This window comes from Orrella sp. 11846, from assembly GCF_048820935.1.
In the GTDB taxonomy this organism is placed as follows: Bacteria; Pseudomonadota; Gammaproteobacteria; order Burkholderiales; family Burkholderiaceae_B; genus Algicoccus.
In genome coordinates this window covers 280,878-301,468 of record NZ_JBMERD010000002.1, presented here as the reverse complement: position 1 = coordinate 301,468, position 20,591 = coordinate 280,878, and the positions used below count along the sequence as shown (strand labels likewise).

Below are 20,591 nucleotides of genomic sequence, written 5' to 3'. Positions count from 1 at the left end.
TTTTTTCTGTATCTCATTGATTTGTTTTTCAAGTTCAGTTTTCTCATTTTGAAGTGTTTGCGCTTGAGTCTCGAGGGTACTAATTCGAGCCTGCAAATCTTCTCGAGCTTTTACAAACCCTGAGCGATGTATCGCTTCTTGTCTGCGCTGTTGTTCAACGATCTGACGATAACGATACATTTTGTTTGTTTCTGACTCACTCATTGGAGTATCTTCGGGCAGCAAATCTAACAAAGCTACAGCACGAGCCGTTTGACCGGCATCTGCACATCTAAACGCCAACCATTTAAGTCGAAACGGCTTAGGATCAATTTCATAAGCCCTTTCTGAAACACTTAACGCTTTGTCATACTGTCCCTCGTCTCGTTCAAATCGGGAAATAGCAGTATATGCAGAAGCTTGATGATGGAAAGAAACATCGGCGTCTTTCAAAAGTTTTTCGACAGCTTTAATGCCTTGATTTTTATAAGTCTCTACAACCTTGCTGTAATGTTTATCACCTAATACGTTAGGCACCGACTGTTGACGACTCTTTTTCCAAAATGTCAGCAACTGTTTTAAAGCTGCGGTGACACCCTGTTCCCCATCACCTGTGCGAATGAGTATTTTGCCAAGATGAGCACTCAAGCTATTCTCTAGGACGATGTCGCGCTCATAGCGCATCACTTCAACTTGTGTTTTTAGCGATTCATTTTCGGCAAGCACATCAGGCCATCGCTCATCAACCCAACGCAATTCACTCTTTGCTGTTGAAGATTGACCTGAAGGTTTATTTGTGATTGCTTCTGTACTTAGACCTTGTAATCGTTTATTCTCGAGATAGTACTTCTCAAGCTCTTCCTGAACCAAATGGAGCTGTTCAAGCAAAAGATCATTTTCTTCTTGTAGTCGTTGTATGGATTGATCACTCATGCGTAAACCTATTATGTTGGTAATTAGGCAATATGGCCGTCATGTAGATAGTTAATAAACGAGAAAAATAGATCAAACAGATGTCAAGCGTTTGAGATAAGAAACCAACTGCTCAATCAACGTGATCTCTGACAATGGCGCCAAGTAATTTCAGAATACCCGCCACAACCAATGCAAGGATAATACTGACAACTGAGTTATAAATACGCCGTGGTTCCAAGGGGTACTCTGGCGTAGTGGGTGCTTGAAGAATAGACACCTTATCTAGCATACGAGTCGCATCAAAACGCCCTTTTTCAAGCGCCATCAAAGCGGACTGGTACATTTGCTGACTAAATTCGACAGCTAACTCGAGCTTTTGATACTGCTCTAACGAAACATTCAAACTACCACCAGTCGATTCGGTGAGCTTTCCGCGTTCCTGAGCAATCTGCCGATCAATCGACTTGATTGATTGTGTCAGCATTCGCACATTCGGGTGATTAGGTTCAAGTCCAGGCGGCAAAGCATCGAGTCGCGTTTCAATTTGCGCACGTTGACTCTCTAAGCTGGCAATAATGGCCCCGATACTTTCTGCCTGGGCCTTGGGGGTCAACATTTCCTCACGGTTCTGAAAAGCCAGTAGCGCCTGACTCGCATTTTCAAACTCTTCGCGAGCGAATTGAACTTGCCGCGTCAAGAAATCGACCTGAGTATCCGCCAATTCATGACCTAACTTATTCATATACTCTTCACCATGCGCCACCATAAAGGCGGTCATCGCCTTAGCTGTTTGCGGATCATATGCTTCAGATCGAATACGCAGTACACCGGGCAATTCATCAAACTCAACGCTAATCATTGTTCGAAGATAACGATACAACCATTCAGCAGGCGCATCCTCAAACCAAAATCGAGAAAACACATCATGATCAGAGTGGCTAAATTTCTGACGCAAGCCTAGTGTGTCGTCAAGCTTCTGAAGCATATCAACTGACAGCAAATACTCTCTCAGCAGCAATTGGTCCAGCTGGTTCACGCCCGCAACACCCGAAATCAACATCCCGAGATCAAATGGCGATGTACTAGCTGAATCTGTTTTACGAATCACAACATTTGCATCGGACACATAGCGATCCGAGGCAATGACACTCCAATAAACAACTAAGAGCGCAGAAAAAATCAAAGTAAACCGCGCTAACGTGTCAAAAACCCGCACAGATAAGACATTGTCTTTTGTCCATCGCCAGGTTTTCTGCAAAATAGTTTGCTGTTCTTCTCGTACTTTTGATGTTGCCGATGTTTGTTCTTGACTTGTGTTATTGACGCTCATTTTGGCAACGAATCCTTATAATCTTTAAGTGCATCTTCAATATCGTCATACCAATAAGCCTGCCCATCACGCATCCAAACACCTGATTCACAAAACTGTCGTAATGTGCTGTCACTATGAGCCACCATAATCATGCCTGCATGATTGGTTTTAGCTTTAAAAGCTTGCGCCGCTTTTTTCTTAAAGGCAGCATCACCTGCTGCGGTTACTTCATCAGAAATATACATGTCAAAATCAAACGCCAGTGACAACCCAAACTGGATTCGGGAGCGCATACCTGAAGAATAGGTGTAAATCGGACGATCAAAAGCTGGGCCAATCTCCGCAAAATCCTCAATATAGGCTAAGCGATCCGCAATATCAGCCGGATCATCATGGCCATGAACACGACACACGAACTTGGCATTCTGACGACCTGTTAATGATGGCTCCAAGCCACCACGCCCCATGGGCCATGACAAACGACAATTGCGTTCAATCGTGCCCCGATTAGGATGGTCAATTCCACCGATCAAACCCAACAGTGTGGACTTACCAGCGCCATTTACACCAATTAAACCCACCTTACTTTCCTTAGGAATCGTGAGATTGATGCCTTTGAGCACCCAGGGCCCCATACCATGCCGTGTCCAGTACCGCTTATACACATCTCGCACAACAATCATCGCATCACCAATTCTTGGTCAAATCGACGGTACAACACCAAACCGACAAAAAAGGTAATCACTGCGCACTTCCAAAGGTATGTCATGCTGGCCCCCGGCACCATATGGTAATAAGCTCCAAATCCGCTGCGTGCATACTCCAAACCATTAGCCACTGGGTTATACATCAACCATGTGATATAGGGCTCAGGAACCATGTTCAAAGGAAAAACCACACCCGATGCAATCATCAACGGCATCATCGCGATCGACAAAAGATGCTTTGTTTCCGGCACTAACCGCATGAGCACGGAGGCAATCATGCCGTAACCAAAGGCAAACAACCACAACCCTCCCCAGGCTAGAATCACGATCAGTGGATCAACTGGAATAAAAGAAAAGCCAAACTGTGCGATCACTGTCATGGACACCAAACCCACTATAAACATCAACACAACTTCTAAGAATGCACGGATCAACGCTGCATCAAAAGGTTTGACTTGGCGATACGCAAATAAGGCTTTATTTGAATCGATTGCATGTGTGACTTGGGTCGCTGTTCTGCGAAACAAGAAAAACGCTAAAAACCCCACCACAATCCAAACGGCAGTGGGCATCCCAGCAATATGACGAACACGAATTACAGACCAGATCCACGCGTAGAACGCCATCTGCATGAGCGGCTCTACGAGCAGCCACAACCAAGCTGCTCGCATATCAAAGAGTCGCTCAAGCGCCTCTCTCAAAAACAAAGCGTTCCAAACGGCCAACGTCACGCGAAGTGGACCACGAACCTGATTAGTTTCTTGTTCTTTCATCCTTAACGAGCTGCTGACTGGACCGTCATCGCTGGCGACAATACGGAGCCAATCATCCGCAAGAACTTGGTAATCTCAGCCGAAGGTGCGTTGGCGACATATAGCACGTCTTGATCATCAATCGGGAAATTTTGCACTACAAACAGTGACCCAGGATCCCTGAGATTCACTTCATACACCACCGGCACGCGACCTTGTAAATCCACAGCACTCAGATCGGCATCGTCAACGAGTGAAGCATCTTCAAATCGGAACACAAATACACCGCGAGCATCTGCGCGATTGTCATCTAAACCGCCCGATCGAGCCAATGCTTGGGCCAAGGAAATACCCTTCGCCTCAAACTCAACCTCTGCATTACTACCTGTCGCACCTAGCACCGTAAAGCTCTTGGGCTGATAAAGTGCTGTCACAACATCACCCGGTTGAAGCGTAATATTCTGTTGGGGGTTACGAATGATGGAATCTAAAGCCATGGTTGCAGTCGTTTTACCGCGCGATAACTGGATAGCCATGCGTTTAATCGCTTCTTTGGTTCCACCACCAGCGGCAACCGCATCGAGTAAGCGTTCACCCATCGGTGTCAGTGGTATCCGAGCTGAATTATTCACATCACCCACAACAGTCACTGTAGCAGAGTTGTTCTTAATGACTCGTACAATTACCTGCGGTAAATTCGCTTTACCCGTCAAACGTTTGACGATTTCTGCTTCGATCTGCTGTGCGGTGCGACGGCTCACAGGTATGTAACCAGCAAAGGGAATCGAAATCGTGCCATTGGCAGCAACCATCTGCTCCGGAAACACCGACACATGCGAAGCAGCGACCTCACCAGCGGTCGACATGGCCATTGAGCCAAACAGCAATGCAGGCGGTGCTTCCCATACGGACACTTCAAGAATATCCCCTGGTCCTACAAGATATTGATTCTGTGCATTTTGTTTAAAAACTTTAGAAAACTCATCTAGCTTTTTGGCTTCGAGAAGTTTTCTGGCGAGTTTGTCATGCACAGTTAAGACTTGAATACCTGGCTGAACAGTCTCTTCTTCAGAAACCGTCTGCACTTGCTCGCGGCTCGGACCGTCGGCAGATATCCAGCCAGGCATGGTGGCACAACCACCCAACAACAAGACGCTCGCCATGGCACTGATGCGTAAGATCCGTTTTAAAAGGTCCGAGCGGTTTACACGCTCGTCCCCACAACCCAAATGGTTAATATTCATAGTTTTCGGACTCATTTGCCGATTCTTTTCATTGTTTGTGTTAGCACTTGCACTGTATGCTCAAGCTGTGCTTCATCATGTTCAGCTGACAAGAAGAACCGCAAACGCGCCGCTTTTTCTTCAACACCCGGATAAATGATGGGCTGCACATGAATGCCTTCCTCATACAGTGCGTTCGATAGACTCACCGCCTGAATCGAGCCTCCCGTCATCACAGGCACCAGCGCATGACCTTGAGCATAGCCAGTCGCTAATCCTTGGTTTTTGAGCATACTCAAAAAACTGGCACAATTGTGCTGCAAACGTGTAACACGTTCAGGTTCAGCTTTCATGAGAGCCAATGCCTCAATAGAAGCCGCAGCCAAAGGCGGTGCAATCCCCACGCTATAGACAAATCCAGGTGCTGCGTATTTCAAATGCTCGACCAAGGCGCGGTCACCACAAATGTAACCACCACAACTTGCGAGCGTTTTACTTAGTGTGCCCATCCAGATGTCAACTTCGCGCCCATCCACATCATAATACTCGTGAAGGCCGAACCCTTTCTGGCCTAAAATACCCAGACTATGGGCTTCATCAACCATCAAAAATGCTTTGTAACGTCGTTTAAGCTCTATCAATGTCGGCAAATCGGCAATATCGCCGTCCATACTATAGACGCCTTCCACCACGATCAAGACGCGCTCGAACTGTGTCCGCACCTCACTTAATATACGCTCTAAATCCTGCATATCGTTGTGGGCAAAAGAGCGTCGTGCTGCGCCTGACAACTGGATACCCATGAGAACGCTATTATGAATTAGGCTGTCATGAACCACAAGATCACGTGGTCCAAACAAATGGCCGATCGTACTGACATTGGTTGCATGGCCACTGACGAAGACAACGCAATCATCCACACCATAGACGTCTGCAAGCGCGTTTTCAAGTTCACGCTGAATCGGTCGCTCACCCGCGACCAATCGGCTTGCTGACACGGTCGTACCATACCGATCAATTGCATCTTTTGCGGCTTGATTGATCTTGGGATGGCCTGCCATCCCAAGATAGTTATAACTCGCAAAATTTAGGTATTCTCGGCCATCGATCAGAGTGCTCGCACTGGCGCTGCCGTCGTGCATCTTAAAAAAAGGGTTTTGTAATCCAAGCCGGGTTGAAACGGCTTTGGACACCAACATCTGCTCATACGCTGGATGTTGATCAAAACGCACATAGGCTTCAGGAATATCTGAGACACTCGTCCTCGGCGCGACATTCGTTGCAGCACGAGACGCAATAGAAGGCTTATCTGCTGTCGATGTACTTTTTTTGCTCAGAATGTGACTAATCAGCTTATTTCTGGCACTTTGCGCAAGAGTGGTTTTTTTCATTCGATGAGTTTAGTACCATCAGTGGCTAATTGTCTGGCCGCCTGATCTAACGCTTCAAGCTCGTCTTGTGTCAACTCGACACCGTGCTGATCCAGCAGACCTGAAATTTTTTGTGCATCGTCATCTAACGACGAATCTGAGGACCGAGTTAAGAGTTTTTCCAAAATACGTTGAGATACATTGACGACGGTCGGAGAGTCATTCAACATCATCACTGGAAGCTGAAGTTTGAAACGTTGCTCCAAGCCAACCGCCAACTCGACAGCCATCAAAGAGTCCATGCCTAAATCATGTAGTGAGCGCTGGAGATCTATACGATCAACGGGCATCGAGAGTGTTTGTGCGACCTCTCGCGCAACATAGTCCTGCACGACAATCAGCATTTGCTCCGGTGTTTTGCCCTGCAACAATGCGTCAAGATCTTGCTCATCTGAAACCTGTTCTTTTCGGTCTCGGTTGAGCAATTCAAAGCGCAAGCTTTGCGCACTCGGTAATAACCGTGACAAGACATTCCAATCAAAATCGCCAACAATGATCGTTCGCTTAGGATCATTCTCTAACGCACTGCCTAGTGCGCGTAATGCTTGTTCGCTAGACAGTGGTGCACGTCCTAGGCGCTGCTCAAGGCTGTTCCGAACAGCCTGCTCACGTGTGAGATATCCAGCATCTCCGATCGGCCCCCAAGCTAAACAAGTCACGGGTAAACCTTCGGCACGGCGCAAGTCAGACAATGTTTCCAGTCCTAGGTTTGCAGCCACATAATTGCTCTGCCCAGGGTTACCAATGGCTGTCGTCACTGAGCTGTACAGCACAAAATGCTCCAAACCATCCTCAAGTGTGGCTTCATGCAAATTCCAAGCGCCTAAAAGCTTGGCATTCAAAACCGTTTGCATGTGCTGCGCATCCATATCCATCACCAAACGATCGGCAAACACGGCAGCTGCGTGAATCACACCACACAATGGCGGCATGTCAGCCCGAACCGCTTGGAGAGTGGATATCACCGACTGCGCATCGCTGACGTCACAAGCCAATACTTGGACTTGGACACCTTGCTCACTAAACTCTTCCAGCACGGTCTCTACGTCGGGCGTGTCCAGACCTCGGCGACCGACCAAGGTTAAATAACGCACGCCATGTTGAGTCAACCAACGCGCCGTTTCCAATCCGAACCCAGACAAGCCGCCGGTCACAAGCCAAGTGCTTTGCGAATCAAATGCTGGCTGTGAGGCTTCGGGAATCATTGGATCCATGTCAGAAAGCGTCGGATTCGCGTCCTTAAGCGACACAACGATCTTGCCAATGTGATGCGCTTGTTGCATGACGCGAAACGCATCCACAACTTCGGTCGCCTCAAAAGCACGATACGGCAATGGGTTGAGTACGCCTTGCTCAAAAAGTGCCATCACTTTTTTGAACAGTTTCTCCGCAAGTGCTGGGCGTCCATTTAGCAACTGATCCGCATCAATGCCAAAATAGCTGATGTTATGACGCATAACGCGCAAGCCAATGGCCGTGTTTTCGTAAAAATCACGTTTACCGAGTTCCAAAAACCGTCCAAATGGTTTCAACACATCCAAACTGCGACGCATGGCTTCACCAGCCAACGAATTCAAGACGACATCAACGCCTTGGCCTTGCGTGAGCGTGAGTATCTCATCTGCAAAATCTAAACTACGCGTATCGAACACATGATCAGCACCCAAAAGCCGTACAAAATCGCGCTTTTCAGGTGTACCTGCTGTTGCAAAAATCTCTGCACCCAAATGTCGTGCAATCTGTATTGCTGCAATTCCCACGCCGCCTGCTGCACCATGGATTAGTACACGCTCACCGGGTTCAACCTGGGCCAAATGCGCAAGTGCATAGTAAGCCGTAAAGAACACAGTTGGGACCGTCGCTGCCGATTCAAAACTCCAATCTTCTGGAATTTGCACCAAAGCATCTTCGCGAGTCACTACGTGACTAGAAAAGCATGCAGGCCCAAAACCCATGACGGCGTCACCGACTTTCATGCCCTGAACGTCAGATCCGACTCGACTGATGACGCCTGCCATCTCTAGGCCTAAACTCGCACCAGCAAACCCATCTTCAACGGCTTCATCGGGCAACAAGCCCAACAAATACATAATGTCTCTAAAATTCAGACCCACAGCGTGAGTTTGCACTTCGACTTCATGCGCTTCGAGTGTTTTCTCAGGGTTTGCAAGCCACAATAGGTTGCGAAGTTTGCCCGGCACAAGAAAGTCGAGTCTAAACCGTGAAGCGTCATTTTCCGTTTGCGTGGCTAGGTGACTATTCGTTTCACTCTCATCAAGGGGATGTAGGACAGGGACATAACGACCCTGTGCCAAACACAAAATTTCATTGGCTTGATCGGGATGCATAAGTTCATTGACCAGCCGATCAAGATCAGTGTTTAGTTCTGAATCATCTTTACCTAAATCAATCAGAGTTGGATTCAAAGCGCTCATTTCATTCATGAGCACACGTCCAACTCCCCACAACGCAGCTTGACCTGGCAATCCGTCTCCACTTGCTTGGACTGGTTCAGCCAGAACGGCCTCACGTGTCACAATCCATAAACGTGACGGAACTACCTGATTGCCTAAGGCTTGCGTTTGTCTCGACAACTGTTGCACAAGCGCAATCAACTCATTCGCTGTATCCGATGTCTTTTCCATCGATTGATGCCATCCGCGTAAAAACACGACATGATTGGCATCAACTGCCTTGAATTCATCCAGTTCAATCGAAACATACTGTCCATTGGCCTGCAATCGCTCAGACAGTTGCTGAGCCCACGAGTGTGTTTCTTCATCAGCCATGAGCACCCAAGACTGCGCCTGTTGTGCCGCGCAGACAAGTGGCATTGGATCAGTCGCTTGCGAGCTTGCATTCGCAAAGATCAAGAAACCACCTTCAGACAACTCACCACTGGTGGGCTCTTCATACAGGCTTTCAACTGTAAAACCGCTGTCAGTTAAAAGCGTCTGCCATGTCTGTGGCACGCACAATGGCGAGACAACGGATGCAGCGACCATCGTGCCATCTTGCTGCGCACGAAGCCACCAGTTGCTCTCGAGCCCATGCAGGAAATGCGCGCTCCAGTCCGGATAGCGCTCTGCTACAACCAGCTGGCCATTTGCTGCCATGCGAGCTTGGATCTGCTCCAACACGGCTTGTGATTCAGACATTCGATGCAAGGTGTGGCGCAAAATGACCAGATCGAACTGACCCAGATTTGTATCGAATAAAGCCTCTGGCGTTTGTAAATCCAACTGATACACGGACACAGCATGCTGTGCTTGGTAATACGCATGCAACGTACTTTCTAGCCCGGCATCCGTCACACCCAGCACATACTCATAGCGATCATCGTCTAAATGCCGAATCAGTACATCAGGCAATTGGCTAGGTTCAGCACTCAACTCTAAAACGCGTAGGCGACGATCTTGAGGCAGTGTCGTCGCGAGGGTTTCAAGTGTGGCTTCTAAGCTCAGTCGAATGCCTAGATTGCTCGGATCATCTTCATAAAGCCCTGCGTAAATCGGTGAAGTTCGCAAAGCTTCATACAAAGCCTCAGCACTTAACTCACCTCTAAGTAGTTTTGGCAGAGCCAAGCCCCAGTGACCCATTAATGTCAACTGTGGCATGAACTCAGGATACTGTTGCAGTAGCGTCTGCCAAATTGCCTGAGCCTGTGGGAGTTCTGCATTTTGATCTAAAAATGCGGTGCCATTGCGTATGTCAAGCAAACCTTCTTCACGAAGTAATTCTTCTAGCCAACGAATCAAAGGGATTGTCTGCTCATCATCATAAACAGCCATCCAGCCTGATTCGCTTAACTCATCTGAAGCCCAGGCTGCCTGAAATGCTTCATATGTGAATGCCAGCATCAGCATTTCAGCCAAAGGCAACAATTCGGTAAACCAACGTTCCCGGCTGAGCGCGATCGGCTCTAAACGTGTATTAATTGCCTTGATGAGTTCCTCAACCGGTCGACGTACTGCATCCGTCTGGCTTAACGCATGTGGATGCAGACGCGATGAAACCACCCAGCGCGCATCACGATCGGCTTGAATCCGAGCATTCAGTCGAACTGCTCTGAACCGACAACCGCTCGCCCGTGCAACTAGTCGATCGTGCTGATCAAATAACTCAAAATCTGCCAAAATGGAACGTGGGCCACGCTTAACGATGCGCGCACGTAAATGTGTAGGCTGCTCCAGATGGAAGCGCTCAAGACGACCCACACGAACAGGCAAAAACACCCAGTCAGCTGCTGCGGTCACGCCTTGAGCTTGGACACTGTGTACAAGCGCCTGAAAACACAAATCCAGAAACCCTGGATGCAGTACATAATCGGATTGAGTTAAGTCTTGCACCAACGCTTTCTGACTGCGAATCGACGCGCTGAATCCATCCGCATGTGCTTGGATGCGGTGTAATCCTCTGAAGACTGGACCATACTCCAAGCCAAACTCACGAACCAAATCGTAGTGCGTATCATGATCAATGCTTTTAGCAGATTGATCTATTTGCTTAGCAATTTGGGCACTAGGCATGTGCTCAGATGGTTGCAATAGACGCCCAATTGCGTGCAACACCCAATCGTCGTCACTCAAACGCAATCGGCTTGTGATACGAAACACGCCGTCATCTTCATCAACTACCAAGCGCACTGTTCTGGCATGATGGCCATCCCAAACCATGGGCGCGAGAATTTCTAAATCTTCTAGCCAAACGATTTGACCGTCATACCATTGACGCCCTGCTGCGAGCGCCATTTCGGCATACGCTGCCCCAGGCAGGACCACTGCACCACCCACTTGGTGGTCAGACAGCCAAGGGAACTGCACTGGATCCAGAACATTTTCCCAAGCGGCTTGGTCTCCATACAGAGGCCAACCTAGCAATGGGTGCACTCGTCGACGCGTAATGGCATGCAAACTTTCATTCGTGACAGGATGCCAATAGCGCTCTTTTTGCCAAGGATAGTTTGGCAGTGTGACGCTTGATTGGGCGTCTACCTTCCATGAGTCAAGCACGGTCTGCGGCGCGAGCAACCAAATACGTGAGCACGTTTCTTGCAAATCATTTAACCGATCGCGACCACGGCGCAAAGTTGGCAAGACGCGGGCATCGATCTCAGTGCTATCAATCACATCGCGAATGTAACGCTGCAAAATCGCGTGAGGACCAATCTCTACAAAGATACGGTTGCCGTCTTCTACCATACAGGAAATCGCATCCTGAAATTTGACAGGTTCGCGAATGTTACGCCACCAATATTGTGCATCCAAGGATGGATTCGCAATGGCTGCGCCTTCGACAGTCGAAACAAAGGTCGCTTGTAATTCGTGACTCGATGTCAGATCTTTCAACTGTTGAAGAATCTGTCCCTCGACAGGATCCATGCGCTGGCTATGAAACGCATAATCCAAATCGAGTATCTGACAAAATACTTGTTTTTCTTTAAGCAACGTCTCTAGACGCTGCAAGTACTGGAGGGAACCACTAATCGTCAAATGATTTGGACTATTAAATCCGGCAATCTCAATATCATGTGCATCGCCCAGATCTTGCAAAATCCCAATCAACTCCACTTCTGATAAAGCGACTGCGGCCATACGACCTTGACCTCGTGTCAGGCCTTGCGCTTGACTGCGCACATAGATCACTTCAATTGCCTGCTCAAGCGTTAACGCACCACAAGCCCAAGCTGCAGCAATTTCACCCACACTGTGACCTGTCACCGCACTCGGTACAATTCCTTGCTCATGCAATACCTGCGTGATCGCCACTTGAATGGCAAACAAGAGTGGTTGGGCAACTGTCGTATCCTCCAGCAGGCTCTCAGCAGGCTTGAGCTGCAAAGATTCAAGCACAGAAAAACCGACCACTGGAGACATTTTTGAATCCAGCTCAACCAGACAGTTTTTAAACGTCTCGGACTCTTCAAGCAACTTCAAACCCATGCCTTGCCACTGGGCGCCATTACCTCCATAAACGAAGGCAATGGAGTTGGCGGAATCAAGCTCTTCACCCACAACGGTTTCAGTCACAATGCCGTCGGATTGTTCGTCCTGACTAAAAGCACGTAATCTCGTTTGCAACGCAACCCATGAAGGTGCAGTCACCACTAAACGGTTATCCAACCATTGGCGATTAAGCGCCGCACTGCGCACTAAATCATTGCGAGCTTGATCATCCGCCATTGTGCCCAGTTTATCGGCGTACCGTAAAGCCATTGCTTGCAGTGCTTGTGTCGATCGCGCTGAAATAAAGAGCGGCTCAACCGCTGATTCAGCCGCAGCCACATCGACTTTTGTCTTAGCAACCTCTGAACCAGCTACTTGTGGCGCTTGTAAAATAACGTGCGCGTTGACGCCTCCAAACCCGAATGAGTTCACAGCGCCCACTAAAGGCCGATCTAAAGGCTGCTCAATCGGCACACACGTTTGCGGCAGCGACAAATTCAACGCTTCAAAATCAATATTCGGGTTTGGTGTTTCTAAATGCACAATACCCGGCATTTCTTTATGTTTTAGGGTCAGGATTGCTTTGACAAGCCCTGCCATGCCCGCCCCAGCTTCCAAATGCCCTAGGTTGGATTTCACGGCACCAATAGGTAAAGGCTTTGATCGCGACTGCCCGTATACACGTCCAATCGCTGCGGCTTCAATCGGGTCGCCCACAGGCGTACCTGTTCCATGCGCTTCTACAAAGTCAATCTCGTGAGGTTGTAGGCCAGAACGCGCCAAAACTTGACGCATGAGCTCAGTTTGACCTTCAAAGCTGGGAATTGTAATTCCTGTTTTGCGGCGTCCATCTGCATTGACACCACTCGCCAAAATCACCGCTTCAATCGAGTCACCATCGGCCAAAGCTTGCGCATAGGGCTTCAGTACAGCCACGCCGCCGCCTTCAGAACGGACATATCCATCGCCCGCCGCATCAAAAGAGCGGCAACGTCCATTCGCAGACAACATCGACGCCTTGGTAAACCCTACAAACGGATAGGGGTGCAACAGCAAACTTACACCGGCCGCCAACGCGCACGAGGCCTGACCTGATCGAATCGCCTCACACGCATGATGCAGCGCAACCAAAGACGACGAACACGCAGTGTCTACAGCCAGCGAAGGTCCGTGTAAATCGTAAAAATAAGAAAGACGATTGGCAGCGACGCTCAGCGTATTGCCAGTCATCAGATTGGCGTTGAGTGCTGCGAGGTCATCAAGCCCTCGAGTCCCGTAATCCAGACTTGAGATGCCCACGTAGACCGCGGTATTTGAACCGGCCAGAGTCGCTGGCGCAATTCCACTGTTTTCTAGTGCTTCCCAAGAGAGCTCCAACAGTAAGCGTTGCTGTGGGTCCATCCATGCAGCTTCTCGTGGTGAGATCCCAAAAAACGCAGCATCAAACTCACCAACATCATCGACAACACCCGCATCGAATGTGATGCTTCGGCCGGGCTCAGCTCGATCAGAGTGTTCAAGCTCATCAACAGCCCAACGTTGCGACGGAATTCGAGTAATTAAATCCTTTTTGTCACGAAACGCTTGCCATAGCGCATCCGCATCAGCGCAAGCTCCAGGTAAGCGAAAAGCAGTCCCTATGATCGCAATGGCATCCGCTGGTATATCTCGATCCTGCGTCAAGTTGGACGGCTTGTCGGAGACTTGGATATTTGGCTTTTGTGAAACGTTATTTTGTTTTTTCATTCGATGAAGACCCGAAACACATGAATACACAGATTCATGAGAATCGTATGAATACACCAACGGCGAACAGAATCGCCAAGTCAGTCATTTATAAGTGATTAATTGTGATTTCTTATATTTAAAAAAAACATGCTACCGCCCTATCGTGACACGATCGACAGGCGCAAAAACCATCCAATTTGTTCACCAAAAGGCCATCCCTCAAGCATTTGAGGGGCAGTCCCACCACCTGTAACTATAACTCAGTTGTAGCATGGAACATTATTCAGTCTCCTTTAATGGGAAGCTCTTTGACCCACGCTTAAGGTCTTTTTCTCACTACAAAACTTGCTCAAACCGTTCGCACAATCAACTTACTTTTTCTCGAATCAATTCACAACCGAAACAAAGTATTATTTTTATTTAATTCTTTAATTTAATCACAAATCAGGTAAAACCATCGAGAATAGTTTCAACAACACCTCAATAACCATCACTCTTCTAGTCTAAAACCAAAGCACGACCAATGCGCAGACTTCTTCAAGCCTCAATAGACATTTCGCATGCCCTGTCTTGTTCTTGTTCAAAAAAATATCGATATCTTTCTAACTGTTGTTTTTGTGTCTCGTAAAACACCTCTCAACTCAAGAATATCTTTAGTAACCCGCTGAACTTATAATCTTTCACTACAGTGGCGAAATACAGAAAAATAGAACTTTTCCCTTCTCAATGCTCCCGCTAAATCAACATGACTTTTCTTTTTAGAACGACGATTCTTCACAATAAGTATTGACCATGCTCAAGTGTACGGAAACACTATCACATTGGGGTTAAAATAACCCTAGGGGTAACCGATAAAACCTTCGAAAGTTTTCTTTATTGTCATTTCCAACTGGATACATAATGCACTGGTATCTCGTACACACAAAGCCCAAACAAGAAAAACAAGCACTCATGCAACTTGAGCAGCAAGGCTTTCAGTGCTATTTACCCACACTCTTTTTAGAAAAACTACAACGAGGCAAGCTTGTCGTTAAAGAAGAACCTTTATTTCCGCGATACCTGTTTATACAATTAGGGAGAGCCGCCGATTCACCAAGTTGGGCGCCTATCCGCTCCACAAAAGGGGTCAGTCGCCTAGTTAGCTTTGGCTCAGAACCTGCAAAAGTGAGTAATGAACTTGTCCAGATCTTACAAGATCACGAGCAAACTCAAGACCAACCACAACCCCTCTATCGTGCTGGAGACAAAGTTCTTGTGACCGAAGGTCCATTTGTCGGTTTAGAAGGTGTTTATCAGATTTCAGATGGCGATCAGCGCGTGATTGTTTTGATTGAAATGTTAAATAAACCAGTCGAATTGCGCACTTCAATTGATCAAATTCAAAAAGCACCCTAGAAGGCCAGCTTTATTTAGAACTAGCCTTCTAGGGTGCTTATATCAATCTTCGATTCTGAACAAACAGCCACCGCGCATAATTGAGTACCCTACTCAATCAACGGTAAACCCATGGTATTTCTTTCCATACGCAACATTCGCTTGAAACATGCCAAGTTTGCTGCCACAGTCGTAACGAACTCCGTCATATTGATGCGCAATGATCGGATGATCGGCCAGCATGGCTGCGATTCCATCTGTCAACTGAATCTCACCACCTGATCCGGCTTGGATCTGACGTAAGTACTGAAATACTGTGTTATCCAACACATAACGACCGACTACACCCAATGTAGAAGGCGCTTGATCAGGATGGGGTTTCTCGACAATACCGTGGACGCGTGACGTTTTAGCATTGATGGATTCGCTTGATACGATTCCATACTTATTGGTATCTTCGCGCGCTACATTTTGAACTGCCAACACGCTAGCCTGGTGATTCAGGGCTACATCAATCAATTGCGACAAAACAGGTCGCTGAGCATCAATCAGATCGTCAGCGAGTATGACGGCAAAAGGCTCATCACCCACTGCTGGCTGCGCACAGAGGACCGCATGACCAAGTCCTAAGGGCGCTGATTGGCGGATATAAATACAATTAATATCTGGATTGATAATTTTAGTAAGAGCCTCGAGCAGATCATCCTTACACTTTTCCTGTAATTCGCGCTCTAACTCTGGCGCCGTATCAAAATGATCCTCAATAGAACGTTTGTGACGGCCTGTCACAAAGATCAGATCAGTAATCCCTGCGGCAATCGCCTCTTCAACCGCATACTGAATTAAAGGCTTGTCCACAACAGGCAACATTTCTTTAGGCATGGCTTTTGTTGCAGGCAAAAATCGCGTACCCAGCCCCGCCACGGGGAAAACTGCTTTACGTATAGGGCGCATATCCTTTAAAACTCCCTCTCTTCTTTGTATATTATATTTAAACGCATACTAAATTGATACACCGCATTCTACACTGAATTACAGTCACACTACTCCAAAAAGTAATCCCGCCACCTGCAAAGAAGCTTGCATTCTGCCGCAGCATCTCAGAACCAAAAAGTTTTGTTTTTTATATTTTTAAAAGCCACCGCACGTAACTCAGCCTCCTAACTTAAGCCCGTACGTCTGCCGAGTATCGACAGAACTATAGACGTAGTCTATTTCAGGCATGCCCAGTATAGCGATTAGCAATCGGCAAATTAATGATCGCATCTGCAGTGTGACGTAACTTCGGATCATCGCAGACTCATCGCCATCATAGGAGTTTTTGATTCACCGTGAAATCAAAGGTACTACTGGTTTTAAGTAAAACCTTGATATCTTTTGCCCCATAGACTTTCATGACACTGCCGCTCAGCCTCGATGATGCATAAAACTGTCCCTCATTCACCACACTACTGACATTCCAATACAACCCATCCAATAGCAAAACACGTCATCAGAAAAATTTTGTCTACAGAGTTGATCTGAAGCATCACCAATACTGAGCATCCCTGTTTATTGCTGACGTTCTTAGTTTTTCTTGTTTTTAGAATAGCCAAAACCGCGTAACTAAACTATGCTTCATATAAACGCCATGAATTGACGGGCTTCGTCAGATGTTTGTAGATCAACTCTGACGATGCGTTTTTAAAGAAACCAATCAAGGCTCATAAGCAAGCTCTGCTGTATACAACCCACTTAACAGGGACCGTCTATGATCGAAATCTCAAGACGTGGTTTTCTAAAACTAGGTACTTTTGCGGGCATCACCGTTACATTCGGACGCTTACCTTTTGCGCACGCCATTGAGGTGCACTCCGGCGCCCAACCCACCACTTGGGTTGGGGATGATGGTCAGGCCAAATATCGTTGGGATGCGATTCGCAAAGTCACAGGCCAAAAAGTGTTTGCACGTGACTATCGCTCACAAGATCTCCCCGGTTGGCCCAAAGAACAAGCCCATGCCTTTTTTATTAAAGCCACCCGCATCGATAAAATCTTTAAGGAAGTCAACCTGTCTGGCCTAGGCCCAGATTTACAGCCTGACCGCCTTCTCTATCACGATGATTTGAAGGCCGATGGTGTGCACGTGCCAGAACCCGTCGACTTGGGCGTAGGTTTTTATGGGCTGAACTTTCTGGTTCCACAAGGCACCAACGCCTCCATGTACGGGCATCCAGTCGCTTTGCTGGTATACAAAGATTTTGAGAAGTTTGAGGCCGCCAAACGCCAGTTACGCTTTGACAAAGATGTTGTGGTTTACGGTGAAGACGGACCATCGACCTTACCCTCCAATTACGGCGCGGCGCGTTATGTCCGTTTAGGCGGTGAGACACCGACTTCGCCAGACGTCTTTTCCGCGGTTCAAAACGCTGTGATCTGGGGTGCTTTCAAAGACAATCAAGTCGTCTGGCCACCTGCTGATCCAGATCCCGCAAATCCTTTCATTCCAGCCTCCGTCAAAGGCAAACATCGCCGTGGCGGTGGGGAGCGCGACCCGAAAGTCGTGGCGCTAGAGACGGGTGACGCCATGCGTGAAGGGATGGATATCACGGTTGCTTTCGCCGATGAAATTGAGGCTGCACGCAACAATCCCGACAAAATCGTGCTCAATCGCCAAGGGTTTACGCAAGCCATTGAACCCAGCGCCATGGAGCCCGACAACGGCAACGCTTGGTATGACCCACAAACTCGCACCCTTCACCTTCTTATTGCTGCCCAGTCACCCTATGAAGTGGCTCGCGTCGCAGCCGACATGGTGAAAGGTAACAAGAAATTCCCAGTCGAACACATCGAAATTCTGTCTGGCACTACCGTGGGGTACGGCTCCAAAGATCATTCTATTTTTCCGTTTTACGTCATTGCGGCCTGTTTCTATGGGGATGGCTTGCCTGTGCGCTTAGCCAATGACCGCTACGAGCAGTTTCAAATGGGGATCAAGCGCCACCCTGCCAAAATGGATGTCACGATCACAGCTGACCGCAAAACAGGTCAGTTTGAGATCATCAAAGGCTATTACGATCTCAATGGTGGTGGTCGCGCCAACTTCTCTTTTAGCGTGGCACAAGTCTGTGCCACAGCGGCTCAGTCCTGTTATTACTTCCCCAAATCTGACTTGGCGGCAGCCGCCTTTGCAACACCCGCCGTCGAATCGGGTTCAATGCGCGGTTACGGTACCTTACAAAGCATGACCATGACTGAACTGATGGTCGATGAGCTAGCCCAGGAACTGGGTATGGACGCGATTGCATTGCGCCGTAAAAATGTGCTCATGCCGCAATACCCCAATACACAAGGCGCGGTGCAACTGGGCGATCCGCGTTTAGCCGAAATGCTAGACAGAGCCGCCAAGCACCCAATCTGGCTAAACAAAGATCGCAAAAAAGCCGAGTATGACGCAACCAACCCAGGTCACAAATATGGAGTTGGGTTTGCACAAGTGCAGAAAGACTACGGCACAGGGGCTGACTCCAGTGCTCTAGTGCTTGAGTTTGAACCTGATGGTCGCCTAATCATGCGTCACTGTGCGCAAGAAATCGGCACAGGTGCGACCACAGCTCAGCAAATCATGATTAGCGACATTCTGGGTAAAGTGCCTGATGTGGCTCAATTCGCACTCACTAAGTTCCCTGAATTACCGTTAGTCAGTAACTTTGAAGCTTTCACCACCTCGCAAGAGGATGAAGACAAGCTGTCACAAAACCCCTACTGGGTGCCTGACTTCCTACCCGCAATGAGTGCTTCGAACAGCGTCTATTTTGTGGGTTTTGGGACACGACAGGCTGCAAACTTCCTGTTGGAGTACACCATCTGGCCTGCAGCCAAGGCGCTATGGAGCGAAGGTGGTTCTGGTGGAGAGCTTGCCAGTGGTTATATGACTCACGCTGATCTGCGTGCCGTCCCGGGTGGTATTGGTGGCGGTGGCATGTCGACTCTGAGCTTTGCCCAGCTTGCGAAAAAAGCCCATGAAATGGGTTTAATCACAGGTGTCGCCGTGCATTGCTTTAGCCGCTGGCAATGGGCGACTGCAGACTTTGATATTCCGGGTTACGGCGTACGCACCCTCCCACTCGATGCCTTGGCCGTGAAATATGGTGAAGGTGCACCCGAGGCGTTGAAAAAACGGATGACCACCGGTGGTTACGATTTCATTGAACGCTCACGGGTCATGTTCCCACCTACTCAGCGTAGCAATGCGGGTGTCACCACCTACACACCCGCGTCCTGTTTAGTTGAAATCGACGTCAATACGTTTACCGGAGAAACCAAAATCCTGAGCCTCAATACTTTGCTTGATCCAGGCAAAATCGTTGTCCCTGCACTGGTTTCTGGTCAACAACAAGGTGGGCTGGCCATGGGTATTGGTCAAGCTCTCATGGAAGAGTTTCCCATGTACGAAGACGGGCCGGGCGATGGCACTTGGAACTTCAACCGGTATACCTTACCTCGTGCCACAGATGTCGCTGTCTGGTCACAAACAGCCGAATACCTTCCCCCTTTGACAGAAACATCACCGCCCAAAGGACTAGCCGAAGTCGTTGCGCTTCCCGTCATTTCAGCCACAGGCAATGCCATTGCACACGCAATTGGCAAACGGCTCTATGAGCTCCCTTGGACTGCAGAAAAGATTCAAAAGGCGTTGGCATCATGACACTTGAAAAAAAACCTATCTCATTGACCGTCAATGGTCAAAAAGTCGGCCCAATTAATGTTCCAATCGGGATGCCAATGGTCGACTTCTTACATCACTACCTGAATCTAACGGGTACCCGTTTTGGATGTGGGCAAGGTGTGTGCCATGCCTGTACTGTTATTGAAATTAAAGATGGCATCAAAACCCAAACTCGCACCTGTGTCTACGGCGCACACATGTTCGATGGCCGCGAAATCATCACCATCGAAGGACATGCCAAGCACGATGCGAATGGCGAAGTGACCAAACTGACCCCGATTCAAGAAGCATTTATTGATTTATTTGCCTTTCAGTGCAGTTACTGCACCCCCGGCTTTGTGACAGGCGCAACCGTGCTCATTGACGAGCTCAAACGAAAACCTGTCAAACGAGAAAATCTGGAAGCTGCGATTGAACAAGGCTTAAACGACCATATTTGTCGTTGCACAGGATACGTTCGTTATTACGAAGCTGTACGCAAAGTCGCGCTCGACACACCAGGCTGCGTCATCGATTAA

Annotated in this window: 11 protein-coding genes; 3 read left to right on the top strand and 8 right to left on the bottom strand. The window is 48.2% G+C overall.

Translation table 11 applies throughout. The features are described 5' to 3' along the window. From ACOI06_RS03005 to ACOI06_RS02975, 7 genes are all read right to left on the bottom strand, one after another. On the bottom strand, nucleotides 1-912 hold a 912-nt coding region (locus ACOI06_RS03005; RefSeq protein WP_420661010.1), incomplete at its 3' end, for a tetratricopeptide repeat protein. A 112-nt stretch (nucleotides 913-1,024) separates the two neighbouring features. Then, a complete protein-coding gene (locus ACOI06_RS03000; protein ID WP_420661009.1) occupies nucleotides 1,025-2,224 on the bottom strand; it encodes a chain-length determining protein in 1,200 nt (399 codons plus the stop codon). Continuing rightward, nucleotides 2,221-2,889, bottom strand: a complete 669-nt coding sequence (locus ACOI06_RS02995) for an ABC transporter ATP-binding protein (RefSeq protein ID WP_420661008.1) — start codon at nucleotides 2,887-2,889, stop codon at nucleotides 2,221-2,223. Before ACOI06_RS02995 ends, ACOI06_RS03000 begins: the two co-directional genes overlap by 4 nt. Next, the gene (locus ACOI06_RS02990; protein WP_420661007.1) at nucleotides 2,886-3,686 is read right to left on the bottom strand and encodes an ABC transporter permease; all 801 of its coding nucleotides are present in this window, start codon (nucleotides 3,684-3,686) and stop codon (nucleotides 2,886-2,888) included. Before ACOI06_RS02990 ends, ACOI06_RS02995 begins: the two co-directional genes overlap by 4 nt. A gap of 2 nt (nucleotides 3,687-3,688) precedes the next feature. Further along, nucleotides 3,689-4,909 carry a polysaccharide biosynthesis/export family protein gene (locus ACOI06_RS02985; protein ID WP_420661006.1) on the bottom strand — a complete coding sequence of 407 codons (1,221 nt, stop codon included), beginning with the start codon at nucleotides 4,907-4,909 and terminating at the stop codon, nucleotides 3,689-3,691. An 11-nt stretch (nucleotides 4,910-4,920) separates the two neighbouring features. Beyond that, nucleotides 4,921-6,279, bottom strand: coding sequence for an aminotransferase class I/II-fold pyridoxal phosphate-dependent enzyme (locus ACOI06_RS02980; protein WP_420661005.1), 1,359 nt, complete (start codon nucleotides 6,277-6,279; stop codon nucleotides 4,921-4,923). Further along, the gene (locus tag ACOI06_RS02975; RefSeq protein WP_420661004.1) at nucleotides 6,276-14,009 is read right to left on the bottom strand and encodes an SDR family NAD(P)-dependent oxidoreductase; all 7,734 of its coding nucleotides are present in this window, start codon (nucleotides 14,007-14,009) and stop codon (nucleotides 6,276-6,278) included. Before ACOI06_RS02975 ends, ACOI06_RS02980 begins: the two co-directional genes overlap by 4 nt. A gap of 882 nt (nucleotides 14,010-14,891) precedes the next feature. On the opposite strand from ACOI06_RS02975, the gene rfaH reads away from it, so the two are divergent. After that, complete coding sequence (rfaH, locus tag ACOI06_RS02970; protein ID WP_420661003.1) at nucleotides 14,892-15,386, top strand: transcription/translation regulatory transformer protein RfaH; 495 nt, start codon at nucleotides 14,892-14,894, stop codon at nucleotides 15,384-15,386. Between the two features lie 93 nt (nucleotides 15,387-15,479). Here rfaH and galU read toward each other — a convergent pair whose 3' ends face one another. Then, nucleotides 15,480-16,319, bottom strand: coding sequence for a UTP--glucose-1-phosphate uridylyltransferase GalU (gene galU / locus ACOI06_RS02965; RefSeq protein ID WP_420661002.1), 840 nt, complete (start codon nucleotides 16,317-16,319; stop codon nucleotides 15,480-15,482). A 796-nt stretch (nucleotides 16,320-17,115) separates the two neighbouring features. Here galU and ACOI06_RS02960 point away from each other — a divergent pair. Both ACOI06_RS02960 and ACOI06_RS02955 read left to right on the top strand, forming a co-directional pair. Further along, complete coding sequence (locus tag ACOI06_RS02960; RefSeq protein ID WP_420661001.1) at nucleotides 17,116-20,052, top strand: xanthine dehydrogenase family protein molybdopterin-binding subunit; 2,937 nt, start codon at nucleotides 17,116-17,118, stop codon at nucleotides 20,050-20,052. Further along, the gene (locus tag ACOI06_RS02955; RefSeq protein WP_420661000.1) at nucleotides 20,049-20,591 is read left to right on the top strand and encodes a (2Fe-2S)-binding protein; all 543 of its coding nucleotides are present in this window, start codon (nucleotides 20,049-20,051) and stop codon (nucleotides 20,589-20,591) included. Before ACOI06_RS02960 ends, ACOI06_RS02955 begins: the two co-directional genes overlap by 4 nt.

Excerpts from the sequence above, each read along its gene's own strand:
- ACOI06_RS03000 (WP_420661009.1), bottom strand. The coding sequence starts at position 2,224 with ATGAGCGTCAATAACACAAGTCAAGAACAAACATCGGCAACATCAAAA.
- ACOI06_RS02975 (WP_420661004.1), bottom strand. The coding sequence starts at position 14,009 with ATGAAAAAACAAAATAACGTTTCACAAAAGCCAAATATCCAAGTCTCC.
- rfaH (WP_420661003.1), top strand. The coding sequence starts at position 14,892 with ATGCACTGGTATCTCGTACACACAAAGCCCAAACAAGAAAAACAAGCA.
- galU (WP_420661002.1), bottom strand. The coding sequence starts at position 16,319 with ATGCGCCCTATACGTAAAGCAGTTTTCCCCGTGGCGGGGCTGGGTACG.
- ACOI06_RS02990 (WP_420661007.1), bottom strand. The coding sequence starts at position 3,686 with ATGAAAGAACAAGAAACTAATCAGGTTCGTGGTCCACTTCGCGTGACG.
- ACOI06_RS02985 (WP_420661006.1), bottom strand. The coding sequence starts at position 4,909 with ATGAATATTAACCATTTGGGTTGTGGGGACGAGCGTGTAAACCGCTCG.
- ACOI06_RS02955 (WP_420661000.1), top strand. The coding sequence starts at position 20,049 with ATGACACTTGAAAAAAAACCTATCTCATTGACCGTCAATGGTCAAAAA.
- ACOI06_RS02960 (WP_420661001.1), top strand. The coding sequence starts at position 17,116 with ATGATCGAAATCTCAAGACGTGGTTTTCTAAAACTAGGTACTTTTGCG.
- ACOI06_RS02995 (WP_420661008.1), bottom strand. The coding sequence starts at position 2,889 with ATGATTGTTGTGCGAGATGTGTATAAGCGGTACTGGACACGGCATGGT.
- ACOI06_RS02980 (WP_420661005.1), bottom strand. The coding sequence starts at position 6,279 with ATGAAAAAAACCACTCTTGCGCAAAGTGCCAGAAATAAGCTGATTAGT.